The 15,583-nt window shown below is 58.6% G+C and carries 16 protein-coding genes and 1 tRNA gene; 8 read left to right on the top strand and 9 right to left on the bottom strand.

Annotation, left to right across the window (positions count from 1 at the left end; all coding sequences use genetic code 11):
• Window positions 1–64: 64 nt before the first annotated feature.
• The 4 genes from CVM50_RS17320 (at window position 65) to CVM50_RS17305 (ending at window position 4,362) form a co-directional block, all read left to right on the top strand.
• Window positions 65–673, top strand: a complete 609-nt coding sequence (locus CVM50_RS17320) for a 2-dehydro-3-deoxy-6-phosphogalactonate aldolase (protein ID WP_085889768.1) — start codon at window positions 65–67, stop codon at window positions 671–673.
• Entirely contained in the window at window positions 670–1,518 is an 849-nt protein-coding gene (locus CVM50_RS17315; protein WP_085889767.1) for an SMP-30/gluconolactonase/LRE family protein, read from the top strand. The genes CVM50_RS17320 and CVM50_RS17315 overlap by 4 nt, the downstream gene beginning before the upstream one ends.
• Window positions 1,518–2,510, top strand: a complete 993-nt coding sequence (locus tag CVM50_RS17310) for an aldose epimerase family protein (RefSeq protein ID WP_085889766.1) — start codon at window positions 1,518–1,520, stop codon at window positions 2,508–2,510. Before CVM50_RS17315 ends, CVM50_RS17310 begins: the two co-directional genes overlap by 1 nt.
• 526 nt (window positions 2,511–3,036) lie before the next feature.
• The gene (locus CVM50_RS17305) at window positions 3,037–4,362 is read left to right on the top strand and encodes a DUF6538 domain-containing protein (protein WP_085889765.1); all 1,326 of its coding nucleotides are present in this window, start codon (window positions 3,037–3,039) and stop codon (window positions 4,360–4,362) included.
• 162 nt (window positions 4,363–4,524) lie between these two features.
• Here the strand turns inward: CVM50_RS17305 and CVM50_RS21495 are convergent, their stop codons facing one another.
• The 5 genes from CVM50_RS21495 to CVM50_RS17290 form a co-directional block, all read right to left on the bottom strand.
• Window positions 4,525–5,196: a hypothetical protein gene (locus tag CVM50_RS21495; RefSeq protein WP_143515646.1), complete on the bottom strand. Its 672-nt coding sequence runs from the start codon at window positions 5,194–5,196 to the stop codon at window positions 4,525–4,527.
• 189 nt (window positions 5,197–5,385) lie between these two features.
• On the bottom strand, window positions 5,386–5,649 hold the full coding sequence (locus CVM50_RS17300) for a hypothetical protein (RefSeq protein ID WP_085889764.1): 264 nt from the start codon (window positions 5,647–5,649) through the stop codon (window positions 5,386–5,388).
• 196 nt (window positions 5,650–5,845) lie between these two features.
• Window positions 5,846–6,274 (bottom strand): hypothetical protein, encoded by a 429-nt coding sequence (locus CVM50_RS17295; RefSeq protein ID WP_085889763.1) that lies wholly within the window; start codon window positions 6,272–6,274, stop codon window positions 5,846–5,848.
• On the bottom strand, window positions 6,271–6,489 hold the full coding sequence (locus CVM50_RS21490; protein WP_143515645.1) for a hypothetical protein: 219 nt from the start codon (window positions 6,487–6,489) through the stop codon (window positions 6,271–6,273). Before CVM50_RS21490 ends, CVM50_RS17295 begins: the two co-directional genes overlap by 4 nt.
• The gene (locus tag CVM50_RS17290; protein WP_085889762.1) at window positions 6,486–7,703 is read right to left on the bottom strand and encodes a plasmid recombination protein; all 1,218 of its coding nucleotides are present in this window, start codon (window positions 7,701–7,703) and stop codon (window positions 6,486–6,488) included. The genes CVM50_RS21490 and CVM50_RS17290 overlap by 4 nt, the downstream gene beginning before the upstream one ends.
• A 749-nt stretch (window positions 7,704–8,452) precedes the next feature.
• On the opposite strand from CVM50_RS17290, the gene CVM50_RS17285 reads away from it, so the two are divergent.
• Window positions 8,453–9,298: a S1 family peptidase gene (locus CVM50_RS17285; RefSeq protein ID WP_232618283.1), complete on the top strand. Its 846-nt coding sequence runs from the start codon at window positions 8,453–8,455 to the stop codon at window positions 9,296–9,298.
• Between the two features lie 195 nt (window positions 9,299–9,493).
• Here the strand turns inward: CVM50_RS17285 and CVM50_RS17280 are convergent, their stop codons facing one another.
• Together CVM50_RS17280 and CVM50_RS21485 are read right to left on the bottom strand one after the other, a co-directional pair.
• The gene (locus tag CVM50_RS17280) at window positions 9,494–10,594 is read right to left on the bottom strand and encodes a DUF262 domain-containing protein (RefSeq protein ID WP_085889760.1); all 1,101 of its coding nucleotides are present in this window, start codon (window positions 10,592–10,594) and stop codon (window positions 9,494–9,496) included.
• 1 nt (window position 10,595) lies between these two features.
• A complete protein-coding gene (locus CVM50_RS21485) occupies window positions 10,596–11,132 on the bottom strand; it encodes a hypothetical protein (protein ID WP_143515644.1) in 537 nt (178 codons plus the stop codon).
• 658 nt (window positions 11,133–11,790) lie between these two features.
• Between CVM50_RS21485 and CVM50_RS17270 the strand changes: the two genes are divergently transcribed.
• Together CVM50_RS17270 and CVM50_RS17265 are read left to right on the top strand one after the other, a co-directional pair.
• On the top strand, window positions 11,791–12,288 hold the full coding sequence (locus CVM50_RS17270) for a hypothetical protein (RefSeq protein ID WP_085889758.1): 498 nt from the start codon (window positions 11,791–11,793) through the stop codon (window positions 12,286–12,288).
• Window positions 12,289–12,343: 55 nt separating this feature from the next.
• A complete protein-coding gene (locus tag CVM50_RS17265; protein ID WP_085889757.1) occupies window positions 12,344–12,784 on the top strand; it encodes a hypothetical protein in 441 nt (146 codons plus the stop codon).
• Between the two features lie 218 nt (window positions 12,785–13,002).
• Here CVM50_RS17265 and CVM50_RS17260 read toward each other — a convergent pair.
• A tRNA-Ser gene (locus tag CVM50_RS17260) sits at window positions 13,003–13,092 on the bottom strand.
• Window positions 13,093–14,053: 961 nt separating this feature from the next.
• On the opposite strand from CVM50_RS17260, the gene CVM50_RS21480 reads away from it, so the two are divergent.
• Window positions 14,054–14,914, top strand: a complete 861-nt coding sequence (locus tag CVM50_RS21480; RefSeq protein ID WP_143515643.1) for a hypothetical protein — start codon at window positions 14,054–14,056, stop codon at window positions 14,912–14,914.
• A gap of 63 nt (window positions 14,915–14,977) precedes the next feature.
• On the opposite strand, the gene CVM50_RS21475 is transcribed toward CVM50_RS21480, so the two are convergent.
• Window positions 14,978–15,562, bottom strand: a complete 585-nt coding sequence (locus CVM50_RS21475) for a hypothetical protein (RefSeq protein WP_143515642.1) — start codon at window positions 15,560–15,562, stop codon at window positions 14,978–14,980.
• Between the last annotated feature and the right edge of the window lie 21 nt (window positions 15,563–15,583).

The following is a 15,583-nucleotide window of genomic DNA, read 5'->3' as shown; positions in this document are numbered from 1 at the left end:
GATGGCGCCCGGACACCAGGGGCCCGAAGAGGATGGCGCCGAAGCGCCAAGGGAAGGAGAGGCCATGCGCCGCAACATTATCGCCATTCTGCGCGGCATCACCCCTGCCGACGCCCTGCCCGTGGCCGAGGCCCTGGTCAAAGCCGGCATCACCTCGATCGAGGTGCCGCTGAATTCCCCCGAGCCGCTGATCTCAATCGCCCGCATGGCCGACGCCTTCGGCAGCGAGGCGCTGATCGGCGCGGGCACGGTTCTAACCCCCGGGGACGTGGCGGAGGTGGCCAGGGCCGGTGGCAAACTGATCGTGTCGCCCGATGCCAATGCGGAGGTCATCGCCGCAACCAAGGCCCATGACCTGGAAAGCTGGCCCGGCGTGATGACACCGACCGAATGTTTCGCCGCCCTGCGCGCCGGGGCCGACGGGTTGAAACTGTTCCCCGGTTCGCTGATCGGCCCGGCAGGCCTGAAGGCCATGCGCGCCGTCATCCCCGCCGAGGTGCCCGTCTATGCCGTCGGCGGCGCGGGTCCCGAGAACTTCGCAGAATGGGCCGCGGCCGGGGCCAGCGGCTTCGGCATCGGCACGGCGCTCTACACTCCCGGTGACGACGCCGCCACGGTCGGCGCCCGCGCCACCGCCATGTTGTCCCGCTACGACGACGTTTTTTCCGCATGAGCGCGACGGTCTTCGATTCCCGTCGCTGCGAGCTGGGCGAAGGCCCGCTCTGGCATCCGCTGCGCGGACAGCTCTTCTGGTTCGACATCATGGGCCGCAAGCTTCTGTCGCGGCAGGGCGAGACTCCGCTGGAATGGCGCTTCGACGAATACCACTCCGCGGCAGGCTGGGTGGACCAGGATACGCTGCTGCTGGCCTCGGAAACCGCCCTCTGGCGCTTCGGCATCGAGACCGGCACCCGCGACAAACTGGTCGAGCTGGAGGCCGACAACCCGGTGACCCGCTCCAACGACGGCCGCGCCGATCCGCAGGGCGGCTTCTGGATCGGTACCATGGGCAAGTCCGCCGAACCCGGCGCCGGCGCGATTTATCGCTACGCCGACGGCGAGATCCGCCCGCTCTGGACCGGGCTCACAATTCCCAACGCCATCTGCTTCGCCCCGGATGGCCGGACCGCCTATTTCGCCGACACCCCGACCCAGCGGATCATGCGTGTGGCGCTGGATGCAAAAGGCTGGCCCGCGGAGACGCCCGAGGCCTTCGTGGACCTGGCGCCCGAAGGGCTCTTTCCCGACGGGGCCGTGGTGGATGCCGACGGCGGCCTGTGGAACGCCCAGTGGGGCGCCGCCCGCGTGGCCCGCTATGCGCCCGACGGGCGCTTCGACCGGGCGATCGAGGTGGGCGGATTGCACAGCTCCTGCCCGGCCTTCGGCGGATCGGACCTGACCACGCTCTACGTAACCACGGCGCTTGAGGCACTGGAGGCGCCCGACGCGGCCCAGGGCAAGCTCTATCAGGCGCCCGCCGGTATCGCAGGCCAGCGCGAACACCAGGTGGTCCTGTAGTGCCCCGGCTCTTTGGAACGCGTCCCGACGGCGAAACAGTAGAGCAGGTCACGATCAGTTCCGGCGCGCTCACGGCCTCCCTGCTGACCCATGGCGCCACGCTTCAGGACCTGCGCCTGCAGGGCGTCGCCCACCCGCTGGTCCTGGGCTCCCCGCGGCTGGAGGACTACCTGGGCCCCATGGCCTATTTCGGCGCCACCGTGGGCCGTTACGCCAACCGCATCGCCGAGGGACGCTTCACGCTGGACGGCACAACCTACCAGCTGGACCGCAACGAGGCCGGCCGTACGTGCCTGCACGGGGGCCGCGCCGGTATCGCCCTGCGCAACTGGACGCTGGAGACCTCCACGCCCGACAGCGCCACCTTCGCGCTACTGCTGGACGATGGCGACATGGGCTTCCCGGGTCGATGCGCCGTCACCGTCAGCTACCGCGCGACCGGCACCGCGCTGGAGATCACCATGGAAGCCACGCTCTCGGCCCCCTGCCCGATCTCGCTGGCACATCACAGCTACTTCTCGCTCGATTCCACGGGCGATGTGACGGGCCAGATCCTGCAGATCGCCGCCCAGCACTACCTGCCGGTCGATGATCGCCTGATCCCGCTGGGCAAGATCGCACCGGTCGAGGCCACCCCCTTCGACTTTCGCACCCCGCGCGAGATCGGCCACCATGGCTACGACCACACCTTCTGCCTCGACCCAGACAGGACCGCCGCCCGCCTCACTGGGCGCGACGGCCTGGTGCTCGAGGTGGAAACGAATGCGCCGGGCCTGCAGGTCTACAACGCCGCGCATCTGCCCACCGAAGGGCTGCCCGGTCTCGACGGCCTGCGGTACGGCCCCCGTGCCGGGCTGGCGCTGGAAACCCAGGAATGGCCCGATGCGCCCAACCAACTGACCTTCCCCGACCCGGTGGTCCGGCCGGGAGAGGTCTATCGGAATCGCACGGTCTATCGTTTTGCACAGACGGCGCAGGCTCAGGGCTCGTAACCAGAGCGGCCGCGGCGAGAGCCATGGCAGAAGGAAGACCCTGATCGGGCTCCGCAGCCAGACCTCCGCCTCTGCCCCTCCCCGACGATATCGAGGCCTGTTCCGCCCACGGCAGATCCCTGTTCGGGTCTTTCGCCTCGAAGCAGAGCAACCTGCCGATCCGATACCCGATCCCGCGCTCCCCCGTGAGGATCAGCCGGGCCACCGTTCATGCCACGATTGGTGGGACCCAACGAAAGCATGCACGCCAAGTCGAGAGAAATCGGAGGAACCACGAGGGCCTCATCAACGCGCTGATGACCAAGGAAAAAGGCCGCACAAGGCGACCCATTCAAAACCACGGAATATGTATGGTGGCGGAGACGAAGGGATTCGAATGCGACGATCCGCGCGCTGAAAATGCCATATTTTTATGATGATTCTGCCACCATCGGCATTCAGTAAGGAGGCCGAATGTGTAGCAAATTGTGTAGCAAGCCGTTGAGCCTCTCTCGACGACAACAATCAAGAAAAGCAGGTGCCACGAATGGCGGGACTGATCAAGCGCGGGACAACCTGGCACCTGCGAATGCGCGTGCCGAAACGGTATCGCGCGGTCGCCGGGCGCAATGAGATTCACCGCAGCCTGGAGACCGACAGCGAGCGCCGTGCGCGGGAACTGCTGCCGGATGTGAAGGCGAAGCTGCTCGCCGAGCTCGACCAGATGACCGTCATCAAGGAACGCCCGGAGGAGGCCGACGCGTATCGCGCGGCACAGAAGATCGCCCAGGCCCGAGGCTTTGCCTACAGGCCGCTTTCCGACCTCCTGGAGGCGCCTCTGGAAGACGTTCTGGAGCGCGTGGAGGCATCCGCCGCCTATCCCGCGACAGAGGCTGCCAAGGCGCTCCTCGGCGCTGTGGAAGAGCCTGCTCTGCGGCTCTCCGGCCTCGTTGAAGAGGTCGAGCGTATCGCGGCCCACGACAATCGCTACAAGAGCGAGAACCAGATGCGCCTCTGGCGCAATCCACGCAAGCGCGCGGTCGCCAACCTGCAGGCTGCGCTCGGCGGGAAGGATGTGCTGGTGTCCGAGATCGACCACGCCGCCGCGTTGAAGCACAAAGCCTGGTGGCAGAAGAAGATTGCGGCCGAGAACCTCTCGGTGGAGAGCGCGAAAAAGGATCTCGCCAACATGGCCGGGATGCTGCGCCGCTACTACGAGAGCATCGCGCAACCTGATCCGCCGTATCCGTATCATCGTGTCTCGCTGAAGGATCGGCACAAGGCCGAGAGCCGGAAGCTCGAGATCCCGGTGGATTGGATTACCGAGAAGTGGTTTGCGCCCGGCGCATTCGACGGCACCAACGATGAAGCGCGGGACATCCTGCTGATCTCCGTCGAGACGGGATGCCGCCAATCGGAGATTTGCGACCTCCCACCGGAAGCCATCGTGCTGGATCACCCGATCCCGCATCTGCGACTGCGTTTCGAGGAAGGCGAGAACCGGCGCGAAATCAAGAACACGTCATCTGTTCGCGAAGTCCCGCTCGTGGGCGTTGCACTGGCTGCGGCCAAGCGCCATCCCGACGGATTCCCGCGCTATCGCGGGAAGAGCACTTATTCGGCCACGATGAACCAGTACATGCGAAACAACGGGCTGCTGCCGTCTCCGAAACACACTATCGGTGGTGTTCGGCACACGTGGGAGAGCCGGATCCTCGCTGAGACCAAGCGGATGGATGTCAGCGGCGAGATGATGGGTCACAGCGTCAAGCAGATTCGGAAGCGACCTGTCTACGGTGACGCTACGCCATTGCAGAAGCGGCAGGCCCTTGCCAAAAAGGTAATGCTGGCGGTGCCCGATCACTTGCGATGACCGTAGAGTATCGCCGGCATGCAACAGCCGACATGACCCGGATCTTATGGTATGCAGTTGCGTTGCTTCAGATGGCCGCTTGGAGCCAATAGTGAGTGATTCTAAATATCTGCACCAACGCCCGCCAAATCAAAAACAACGCACAGGCTATTGCGCGTGGCTTCACTGGCCGCCAGGAAGGAATGAAAGATTAGTAGAAAATCTTGAGCCATCAGCAGTTTCTAATACCACAGCGAACCTTGGGCCATTGAACGCCTCTTGCATAATTGCAGCGAATCTACCGCCACCAGTATCCACATAATCAACTTTGTTGCCAAATAAGTCTCTTCCTCTCTGAAAAAAACATGCCTGAACTTCCTGCAAGCTTGTGAACCTTTCTTCACACTTACTTTGTGAACCTTCATCCGTCTTATAGGGAACAAACAAGGAAACAAGGTATGCACGACTCTCGAAGGGCGGAATATTTTCTGGTAATGGCTGGACTGACGACGGCGCGTCAATCGGTGACAGTCGTTCACGCATCGCCGAATAATACACTGGTGCACCCTCTGTTGTAAGGAGAAATGCTTCGAAAGAAACAAGCGAAATGGAGCGCTCAGTGGGATTATGGACCCTGATCTTCCAAGTGACGGGACCAATAATAGGCTGATTTTCGCCGGTATCTAAATCGATCGCTCCAAATGGCTGGGCGTCCAGCCTCGCTCCCAGCTCAACTCGGTTTTCAGTCGTTAGGGTGATAATGTCTTTTTTCGGAGAAAATTCGTGCCAAGCTGTTGCTGCGCCCAGGCAAAGTGTTAGTATCACACCAATCGAATTAATGACTTCGTGTTTCATTCGTTCACCAATATGCAAAACGCTTAAGGGTGCTGTTGAGCACCATTAGCGATACCGTAGCCGCGCAGTTTTCGAAACGACTTTCGTTGGCAGCGAGCGGAGCGCCCATCACCGATGATGAAGGTCCGCTTCGTCCGCATAGCAGACGAACACGATTTGCGGCCCCCCACGATGGTAGTCCGAAACGTATCACGCCGCCCGGTGAGGGGCGGCGTGGTTGGCGATTTCGGTGGCTTGGAGGAGGAGGTCTTGGGTCTCTTCGAGCCGGGCGAGTTCGGTGTTGAACCGTTTCAGCAGGGGGAGCATCCACTCTTCGCCGCTGGTGATCCGTTGGGCGATTTTCGCCCTGGCATGGCGGACCCTGTCAATCTTGCTTTGCAGCGATGCGGTTGGTTTTTGGCGGATGTGGGCGGTATTGGGAGCCGCGGCCCGGGCGGCGTGTCTGGTCGACATGGCACTCCATGCCCCACCACCGCAGGAGCGCGGCTGGTTTCGGGGGACGGGGGCTGGGTGCTTACATGTCGGGTCTCCTGTGTTCGGACTGGTCATATAGCGAAGGCGATCGCATTCGGGTAGTTCGTGATCTGGAAACACTGCGTTCGCGGGTTTGGTTTGGCCCCGCGCACGTTCTGCGCACGGGGCAATGAGATCATGCATGGCCTTCGGCATCGCCGGACTTGCCTTGCGCCTCTTCGACTGCGGCGGCCTTGGCTGCTTCTTCCTCAGCCTTCCACTGGTCGACCTGCTCCTGCACCCGCTCTGCGACGCCTTCCGGCGCCTTGGCATGCTTGAACATCCGGCGACGGTTGGTGGCGGTTGCGAAGCAGCCGAGCTCGAAGAAGGTTTCCTCGATCTGCTCGGGTGCGGTTTCCGCGAGCCAGTCGAGCCAGGCATCGAAGGTCTCGGCGATGGCCATGCGGGCCTCGCGCTGGATCTTGTCGTCCTTGCGGGCCTGCTTGTCGGCGATGTTGCCGATCGAGACCATCGCCTTCTGCATGCGAGCCTGCATGGCGGGGGTCATCTCGAACTGCGACGAACGGGGCTTGCGAGCGGGTTTCTGGGACAGCGATTTCTTCATTTTGGATACTCCGATTGTTCGGTTGCGATGTCACCGGAGCCTTGGGTTTGCCGCCCGCCGCATCCGGCTTGCGCATAATGTGGAGTCGCAGATTTTTGTGCTTCAGCGGACGGAAACGGGAAAATTGCACTTGCCAAGACAAACGATTGAAAAGGCATAACTTCTTTTTCAATGCGACCTTTCTGGTGAAAGAATCCGAGCCTGAGCGCAGTCACTGCGGCTCCCCGGAGCGGGAGTTCGGCCCCTTCGAACGCCCCTTCGCACGCGGATCGAGCGCCATGATTTTCGCGGTCAGCGTGCGCCGGATCTGCGCGATCCGCTCCCGCTGGGCTTGCGGGAACGCGCGGGCGATCTCGAGGATGATTTCATCCGCGGCCCTGATCTCCGCAACCTCGGACGCGATGCGCTCTTGGGCCTTCTCGTCGGCCCTCGCACCGAGCCGCTTTGCGACTGCCCGGAATGCCTTGCGCGCGGCGGAAAAGCCGAGAGTTGCCTTCTTGACCGGTGGTTTCGTTTGGGAGGTCAGGTTTGCTTTGGCGCTCTTGGCCGGGCGTCCGTCGGTGTCGATCTCGCCCTCGGCCACCGCGTCGGCAAAGGCCAGGACGGTTGCCGCATCCTCTTCGCGTTCGACGACGTCGCGCTCGCGGGTCTCGACTTCAACGGCTTTCTCGGCGAGGCGCTGTTCCTCTTTCGCACGCCACTCTGCGGGTCGGACATGCCGCGGATTGATCGGCGGCGTCCGTCCATCGTTCAACGCGTCGCGGATGGCCTGCTTGCGTTTTTCGCCGCGCACCAGGCCGATTTCGCTGAACCATTCGCCGACGCTGTCCTGCGCAGCCTCATAGTCCTTGATGAGCGGATGGACCGAGGGCTGCAGAACCCGGCACTCGGTCCCGTATTTCCTGACGGTCGCGCGCGGCATGATGACAGCGTGGATATGATATGCCTGCTCGTCGAGATCGGCGCGGGCATGGATGACATCGTCGCCGAAGTTGTCGCGCAGCCAGGCGACGGCGCGCTCTTCGAACAGCTCCTCTTGGGAAGTGCTGAACTCGACGTCGCTGCTCTCGGTCTGGTCGAACCAGTCCTTGTTGGCGGTGAGGATCAGTTCGCGCATCGGTCCGTGGCGCGACGCCCGCCAGGGATCGCGGGGCCCTTCGATCCGCCGCTTCTCGAGATCCTTGCGACGGTTCCGCCGGTCGAGGTCCTCGAGTTCAGCCGCGAAGGTCTCGACCTTCATCAGCTCGATCTCGGCCCGGGCCTCCTCCGCCCAGGTCTCGGAGCCGATCAAGCGGCGGGGCTTCGGCTTGTTCCGGTCGATGTGTCCGAGGTCGCCGCCCTTGCGATAGCGGTGTGCCTCGTAGCCGCCGATATCCGTCGGGTCCATACCTTCGAACCGCAGGACCACCGGGTGCTTCTTGCTTGCCATGTCTGACCTCCAAACGTTGAGGTCAGAAAATGGGTTGATGTTTTCCCGCACCGGAGAAACCGACCAGACGCAGCCGCCAACGGATGTGTCGGGTCATTACTCACTAAACAGCCCGCACTCCGGCACCTGCGGTGCCTGCGTTCGGCCTGCCGTTCGCCCGGGGCGCCGCCCCGGAACCCCGCCCGCCGGGGGCGCCTGTGCGGCGGGCACTCCTGCGCGGAGAGCGGCAAGGTCATCGTTCCGCACTCCCCTTGCATCCCCTGCTCTCGGGGGAGCGTCGTTCCGCACTCCTCCCCCGAACCCCCGCCTGCTCGCAGGACCGTTCGCCACGCCCCTGCACCCCATGGTCGCCACCGATAGCGCGAAGCGGGCCGCGCGGGAGAAGAGAACGCTTTTCGGAGCGTCCTCATCTCCGGCGTGGGCCTGGGGAATAAGGGGCGGGGAGCTGCCGTTCGCTGCACCCCGCATGAATGACCAGGATGCGCAGGAAGCGGACGTTGTAGGATCCAGCCTCAGACGTCAGCTGCGCGCCGCGAGCCTTCCCGCGCGGGCCCGTTCTTGGATGCGAGCTACGCGCTTCGAACGGTCTTTGCAATGCAATGGCAAGCTCACGAAATTGAACCTCCAACCTATCGGCGGAGACGCCAAAAAAATTTCTCGCGAATGGACAACGGCTTGTAAAGCGCTGTCCGGCGCCGCAGAATGTCAAACTCTATAGAACTCCTTTTGCAACCCTGAGGGAAGCTGACTTGGCAAGACCACCGTACAATCTGCGCTTGGGCGGGAACACGCACCATCAATTTGAATTGCAATTTCCTTCATTCATAGATGTGCTTAGCCTAAGCTGCTCACCAATACTGTATTTCAATCGACAAAACGAGCTGATGAACGATCGTCACGCCAGTGGATCGTTCATGACTATCCGTGGAAGAAAGTTCCTTGTAACCGCCCGACATTGCCTTAGTGGCCGCGACGCCTTTCATGACGACCCTATGGACCGCAATTTATTCGAGCCGCATAAGATCAGAGTATTTCCCTCGCTTCGGGACGAACGTGGAAACGTGCGGCGGACAACGGCTGACATCATATTGCGCGATGACGATAACACACCTCAGTGGCTGGAAGACCCCGAGTTTCGCGCATTTAGAACAGATATCGCATGCGTCGAGATCCCAGAAAATATTCAGAACAATTTTGTTACCGTCGAGGAGGGGTATAGCGAGCCTGCATTATTCACCCACACGGGTTCAAGCTGCTTCGTAGTCGGCTTCCCGAGTAAAAATTTCGCTGATCCATATTTTCCCATCTGGAGAAGAGGTGCCATTGCATCAGAGCCAAGAATTCCAATTGACAACAAGCCCATATTTTTGATTGACGCAATGACAAGCCCGGGAATGTCCGGTTCATTGGTGGTTCAAAGGGAATTCGGACCCGCTGCGCTTAGGCAACCTGACGGGTCGCTTTCCACCAACGCCATGGCAGTCGTGACCACCAAAGTCATTGGTGTGTATGGCGGCCGAGTGGCAAACAGCGACGCATTGGGTGACATTGGCTATTGTTGGTACGAAAACAGGATTCGAAGTATCGCCAGGTAAAAAAAGCTAGCTTTGAGCGCATATCAGACCGCAGCGTCCAGCGTCGCGAAGGTCTGCCGCCCGGGCCATTCTCCACATTGGTGCGCAGCCCGTTGTAGAGTATACGTTCAACGGAGTTGCGCGGTCAGCCGGCCTCGATCGCGAGTAGTTCTAACGGCAGAGTGGCAGCACGCGACCCAAAGAATTTCGAGTTAATCATCTCTTATACATCTTCTCCTCCGCTGGCAACCCAACGGCACTTGCGAGCAACTCGTGACGCAGAACCCTTTGCTTTCTGTTATTGACTGCTTCGCGAGCCGCAAGCGCATACTCTTCAGAAACGTTCGAAGAAAACTCGTCGAGTTCTCGTCGCATTGCTTCAGAACCCCTCCTGGATACAACATCTAAATTCCAGAAAACCAGAACAAAGAGAGTGAAGGCATTCGACTTAGTCAGCCAAAAAGAAGCCTTATCGAAACCCATCTTGTTGATGAATGCGGCGGCTCTTTCGATGCCAGTCAAGAGTTCATCACGGAATGGAAAGTACTCGTCTGCGGCTTCCAGATACTCTCGCGGCTTCTCATTCCTTGGAAAGAAGCCAGAGTATACGGTGGAGAGAATGTTTAGACAGAACATGAGGTGAACCGATCTGGCAATCTCAAACTCTGTGAATATGCCTGATTGAACCAGCCACCTTTGAAATTGTTCAATTTCGAACTGAGCGGCCCAAGGAAGGAAGTCCTCGGGCATCAGTGGATGCAAGTCAACTTCATCTTCCTTCTCTGTGTCAGTGTCGATAACCCCAGACGGAAGGATGCCGCATGCGTATTTTGCGATGAGCATCAAGTCGACAGTCGCATACTCTGTCGACATCTTCTCAATAGCGGATAGAGCATAAAACGTTCTGTTTAGCCTCTTAAATATATCAATAATCTGCGGATCGCTAGCCTTCAACTCGAGATCAATGACTGGAATTTGATACCTTAGAAATTCTTCTAATTCCACCTCCCCAAGCTCATTGAACTTTTTCCCGTTAACCGAAAACAATCCATCAACAAATTCCTTGATGGCGTTTGTTCTCTGCTGCCCGTCAACCACGACAGAGCGGCTCTCTAGTGTTTCGACGTCAATTTCGCCTTGCGCAATGAATATTTGAGGAAACGGGAGGCCCAGCAAGATCGTTTCAATAAAATCCTTCTTGTGAACATCGCGCCAAACGAGGTTTCGTTGGAAGTACGGGCTCTTGATAAGCTTCCCATTTCTTAGGTCGGACACGATTGACACAAGGTCTCGAGAGCGAACGTGATATCTCAGCATATTACTTCCTAAACTTCCTGGTTGCGCCCGCCTGCTTGTTGGCAAAGGACAAAGCTGAATCGTACAACGCGAAGCTGATCTTCTCAAAATGGCTGGCAAAGTCACGCGAAATTCTGTCGGACGATTCTATAAAGCCGCGACGCGTCCTGACGTTTGGCAGGTGCTCTGTTCGAATGAGGCCCTTTCCGAATGCATAATCTCGGAACAACTCAAATGTAGACACCTTGCCTGTCACCTTTGGAAAAACGGATTGGTCGGAGAAGTTCTTTGAAAGATCGCGGACTTCAGACATGCAGCGGCAGAAAATCTGCGGGCTGATGATCGCCACGTCCAAATCCGACACCCCAGGCAGAAATGGGCTTTCGTCCCGAAACCTCCTCCCCCAATACGCGCTGCCGCAAATTCGCACATCTGAAATATCGGCGTAGACATCCGCCGCTATTCTTTCCTTTAAGCTCAGGTAGAGATCCGATTTATCAGCGAAATAGTGTGCCGAATCTAAGAGAAACTCCTCTCTTGCAGCTTTAACTGAGTTCATTGTCCCTCCATGCCCGCGTGAACACTGATGGGTCACAACCATGTGCCCTTGACCCACTGTGTGCACACAGAGCCTGTATCTGTTCAGTTGTGCAGGCAGAATGCAAGGCGCTTCATGCGCATAGTATGTGTGCTTGTGGCTCATTGTCGTGTTCTGCTTACCCTTGCGAGGCTTGGGTTGAAACGGAATTGCGATCATCTCGGCGTCTGTTGTAGGGAGGTAATCTGCTCCTCCACTGTTACCGAACGGTGCCGTCTAAATTCTTGGACCTCGTACCGCCGATCCGGGCCCAGACGTATGTAAACAGTCGTTGCTTCAAGCGCACACGTCGCCTACGGGCTGGCGGCACTTCGCCGCGTTTTGGCCGATCGTCCGGTTTGGGCTGAAACCGGTCATCTGCTGCGCCTGGCACGAACGGCAGCTCAGGGCCGTTCGCGCCTTTGTCAGTTTTGCAGCGCCTCTGTTTCGCGCCTCCAGCTGGGTTTCTGTGGTCTCCAATTCTCCACGAGCAGGTTTTGCCGAGAGGGACACCCTCTCGGCGCTCTCCCGTTTTGGCTGTCGTTCAGCTGCGCGGTCGTTGTGACGCGCAGCTGAACGACAGCCTCGAATAGACAGGCTTTTCCGCTGGCGTCGTTTCCCCACGCCACAGGAGGCCTTCATGTATCACCACCCCCAACCGTTCACGCCGGCCGGCAGAAACGCGCATCTCCAGCGCGGCGACGTCGTGCTGTTCCGCTTTCCTCTCGCCGAAGAGGATAACGAACCGGGCGCGCCGAAGTGCCGCCCCTGCCTGGTGCTCGACACCCTGACCGCAGGCGGCGAGCACTTCGTCGAGATCGCCTACGGCACCTCCGCCGATACGCGCGCGAACCGCGGCTACGAGGTCATCGTCAAGCAACCCGCCGCGCGCGAGACAGCCGGGCTGTCGAAGCCCACGCGGTTCGTGTGCGCGCGGCGCATCATAGTGCACGTCGACCACAGCGGCTTCCACGGCCGGTCTAAGGGACCGCAGATCATCGGCTGCCTTGATGAAGCCCTACTGGAACGGATGAACGCCGTCCGAGCGCGCATCCAGGCCGAAGCCGACATTGCCGCCTACTACCGCGAAGAGCAGCGGCGGGAAGAGCAGGCGCGCGAAGACCGCGGTTTCCAATAGGGAACCGCGCTCTCGCCGCTGCTCCTCCCTTTTCAATCAACACAAGGAAAGACCAATGGATATGCCATTCAAGTCCGCCTCCGAGATCACCGCCATGGCAGCCTCGTGCTTCCCGTTGGCGCGTGCTGCGGCAACCGGGATCGACCAAGACGTGCTCGACCTCATCGCGCCGAAGCCGAAGAAGGAGGCCAAGAAGCTCGCCGCGCTGCTGCGGGCCGGCAAGATCTTCGACAAGGGCATTCTGGCGATGCTGCACGAGCTCGTCGGCGTCCTCGACGCCGAGATCGCCGAGGGCACATACGTCGAGACGCGTTACGACCACAGCCCGGAGAACGTCTCCGACTACAAGACCTGGGGCCAGGAACGGCTCACAGCAGAGGCTGATCGCCTGTCGAACGCTCTCGCGGTGCTGATCGAACTCTACGCCACCCTCTCGGCGGTGCACGACATTTTGCGCGCCGAGAAGGCCCTGGAGGGGCTGCGCTCCGCAGCCTGATGAGACACGCGGGCCGGAACACCCGCGTCAGGGCGCGCCGACGACCCTTCTGCTGCTACAGATGTCGGCGCGCCTGCTTCACTTTCTGCTTCATTTCGGCGGAACGAATCCCGGAAATGTGTAGCAAATTGTGTAGCAAAGCCGACCCCGCCTGCGGGGATAAAGTGAGTTACCGCGTTGGTCTTGCTCGATATTTTCGGCCTGATAGGCAGCGAAAATGGCGGAGACGAAGGGATTCGAACCCTCGAGACGGTTTCCCGCCTACTCCCTTAGCAGGGGAGCGCCTTCGACCACTCGGCCACGTCTCCGCTGATGCGTATATGAGGTAAGACTCGGAGAAACAAGGGCTTTTTTCGCGCCCGCGCGAAGAATATCGGGGCTAGGATTTTCCTGCGTTTTCAGTCGGTTTTCCCGATACGACACAAGTTTCGTGACGATAGTGGCGCGAAATTGGCGCGTTTGTTCGCGCCATGTTCCCCTACGGTAGGTCAGGCATGTGCACCAAAGATGGAGAAAGAAAATGCGAATATTCCGCGGACTGAACCGGCGCAAATCGGCGCGCCGGTACTAGCCTGGCGCCCACACAAGATGTGTTTCGATCCGGCCTAGCTCGGCACAGGAACTATTCGCCGACTATAACATAATCCTCATGCGCGATAAGTCCGTAAGAAACCTGTCGTCTGGGATACCTGCACTAAGCGCCCGCGACCCTTTCAGCTCAGCACTAGGCAGTAAAACACTTCGCTCTGAACTCGCTAACGCCTCACCCGAATGGCAAGCCGAAATGCGACAAACGGAAAGACTGCGAAACGGACAACTGCGCGCGCCAGCACCTTTAAAACTAACTAGGGCCTTATCGAGGCCACAGCTCGGCCCTACCAAATGGGGATTTCATGTGTAGGCTCAGCGGATATTTCAGAACAGAGTTGATCGCACTTACGGGCTTGCAACAGGATCGACTCAACCGCATTAGCTCGCCTGAGGGGACGACCCCGCCCCTCGGCGGCAAGTGGCAAAGCGGCTATCTCAGCGCCGCCTGTAGCAGCAGGCTACCGAAATCTACAATCAGAGGCCGAAACCGCAAACATCCCCGGCAATCCTTGCCGTTCAAGCAAGGCCCCGAAGACACTCCGAACTCACGCTAAGCATCGCCGCCCTGAAAAATTTATAGGGGCGAATATTTAACACTAGAAACCGACCAAAATTCCGAGCTATCGTAGCTCGCAAGCGCCAGCCACAGCCAAATGACAGAAGCAATACAGGGCAATCATGTTTTCCAAAGACGACTTCCGATCAATTGCACAAGAGTTCTCATCAATACTTGCCGGGTTTAAGCTAGCACTAATCCTTATAAGCTATTTCGGGTTGGGATCCGTCGCAAAATGGGTTGTATCTCACTGGTACCCATTCACCCGGTGGGCATGGGATCAGTTGTGTCAATATCTTACACTCCCCTCCTTCCCAGACGTCGTCAAAGATAGTTTAACAGCGCTGATTTTTTTCGCCCCCCTCGGAATCACCGCCTTCGCGGAGTCCAAAAAAAGTGAAGCAGCAAGCAGAAATCTAACACACCAGGTTTCGGGAGCTTTTTTCGGCTTCCTGTTCTTAGCAATTATATGCAAAGACACCCTATCAACGATCGGCGCTGTTGTTCTGCAAGCATCCGCACCTGAATTCCTGTTGGACGCGCAGGATACTTTACGCAAAGCAACTCAGTTTATCAATGACATGCCTCGATGGACGTTTGCGGCCTTCATTGCTTCCTACGTCATATTCGTTGGGCTATTCTTCCGCGGTTTCGTCAAGCGCGGCAAAAATGTCGATTCCTTGAAAAGAGCAATCACAATCACGTCACGAGTGATGGTGAGTACGTCTTCAACCGCCGCACTGACGAGTGTGGCTGTGGGAATAGGCCTATCGATGGTTGGCGCCTTGTACGGCGCGGGCTTGGCGATATTCGTATCGGGTGCAATTATGCTCATAGTATTCAGCATACTTTCAGCTGCCGTTTTGATAGCGCCGAGAAAGCTCTTCATCACCGCTGGAGCTTGTTCCGCGTTCGTCCTAGCCGCACTTTTCTTTGACCTCGCCGTATGGGTAATAAAATTTATCGAGACTGCGCCCGCCTAACTCAAAATTTTCTTACCCCCCTATGGAGAAGCATGAAAATCTCGACAATTTCACCAACCCTTCTTATTCATCAAGGCGGTCAAAATCCCCTGGATTCGACAATGGCCACTTAGCGAAGAAGTCTTTGGGCAGGCTTACGTTTGACAAACCTATATCTTTTCTCATCGCCCGATAGAGCGCATCAACTGATCGAAGCATGCTTTTCGGGCTGGGCTGTGACGCACTAACTCTCTGAAATTCGCTTAAAGCTCTCAGTACTTCAGCCGACCCCCACAGCAAACAAAGAGACTTGAAGCGCATCATCTCCCTAACCAGCTCGGCATCATCTATAGCCTCGAGACCTAGTTCTTCCTTCTGATATAGCATCTGCCGCTCAACCTGAGCAATGAATGAAAAGTATATTTCCATTTTCTTCGGCCGATGTGCACTATCCACTTCGCGCTTTCGAATTCTATTTTGTGTGTAGAGAGCCCCAACCAGACCAACTACAGCTGTCACAAAAGCCACAAATAATGGAACATACTCATTCGGCTTCAGCTCGCTGGCGCCGGCAGCAACATACGCCACCAAGCGAAATGAAACCCAAGTCACCCCTAGAAAAGACAAAAGCATCACAGAAACAAATAAGAAAGTTAAAGTACGCTTCATAGCACCCCCCAGACTTCGAAC

Origin of the sequence: Pseudooceanicola marinus (assembly GCF_002786295.1) — a bacterium.
In the GTDB taxonomy this organism is placed as follows: Bacteria; Pseudomonadota; Alphaproteobacteria; order Rhodobacterales; family Rhodobacteraceae; genus Pseudooceanicola; species Pseudooceanicola marinus.
Note: the sequence above shows the minus strand (reverse complement) of the source record. Positions and strands in the feature narration are given on the sequence as shown.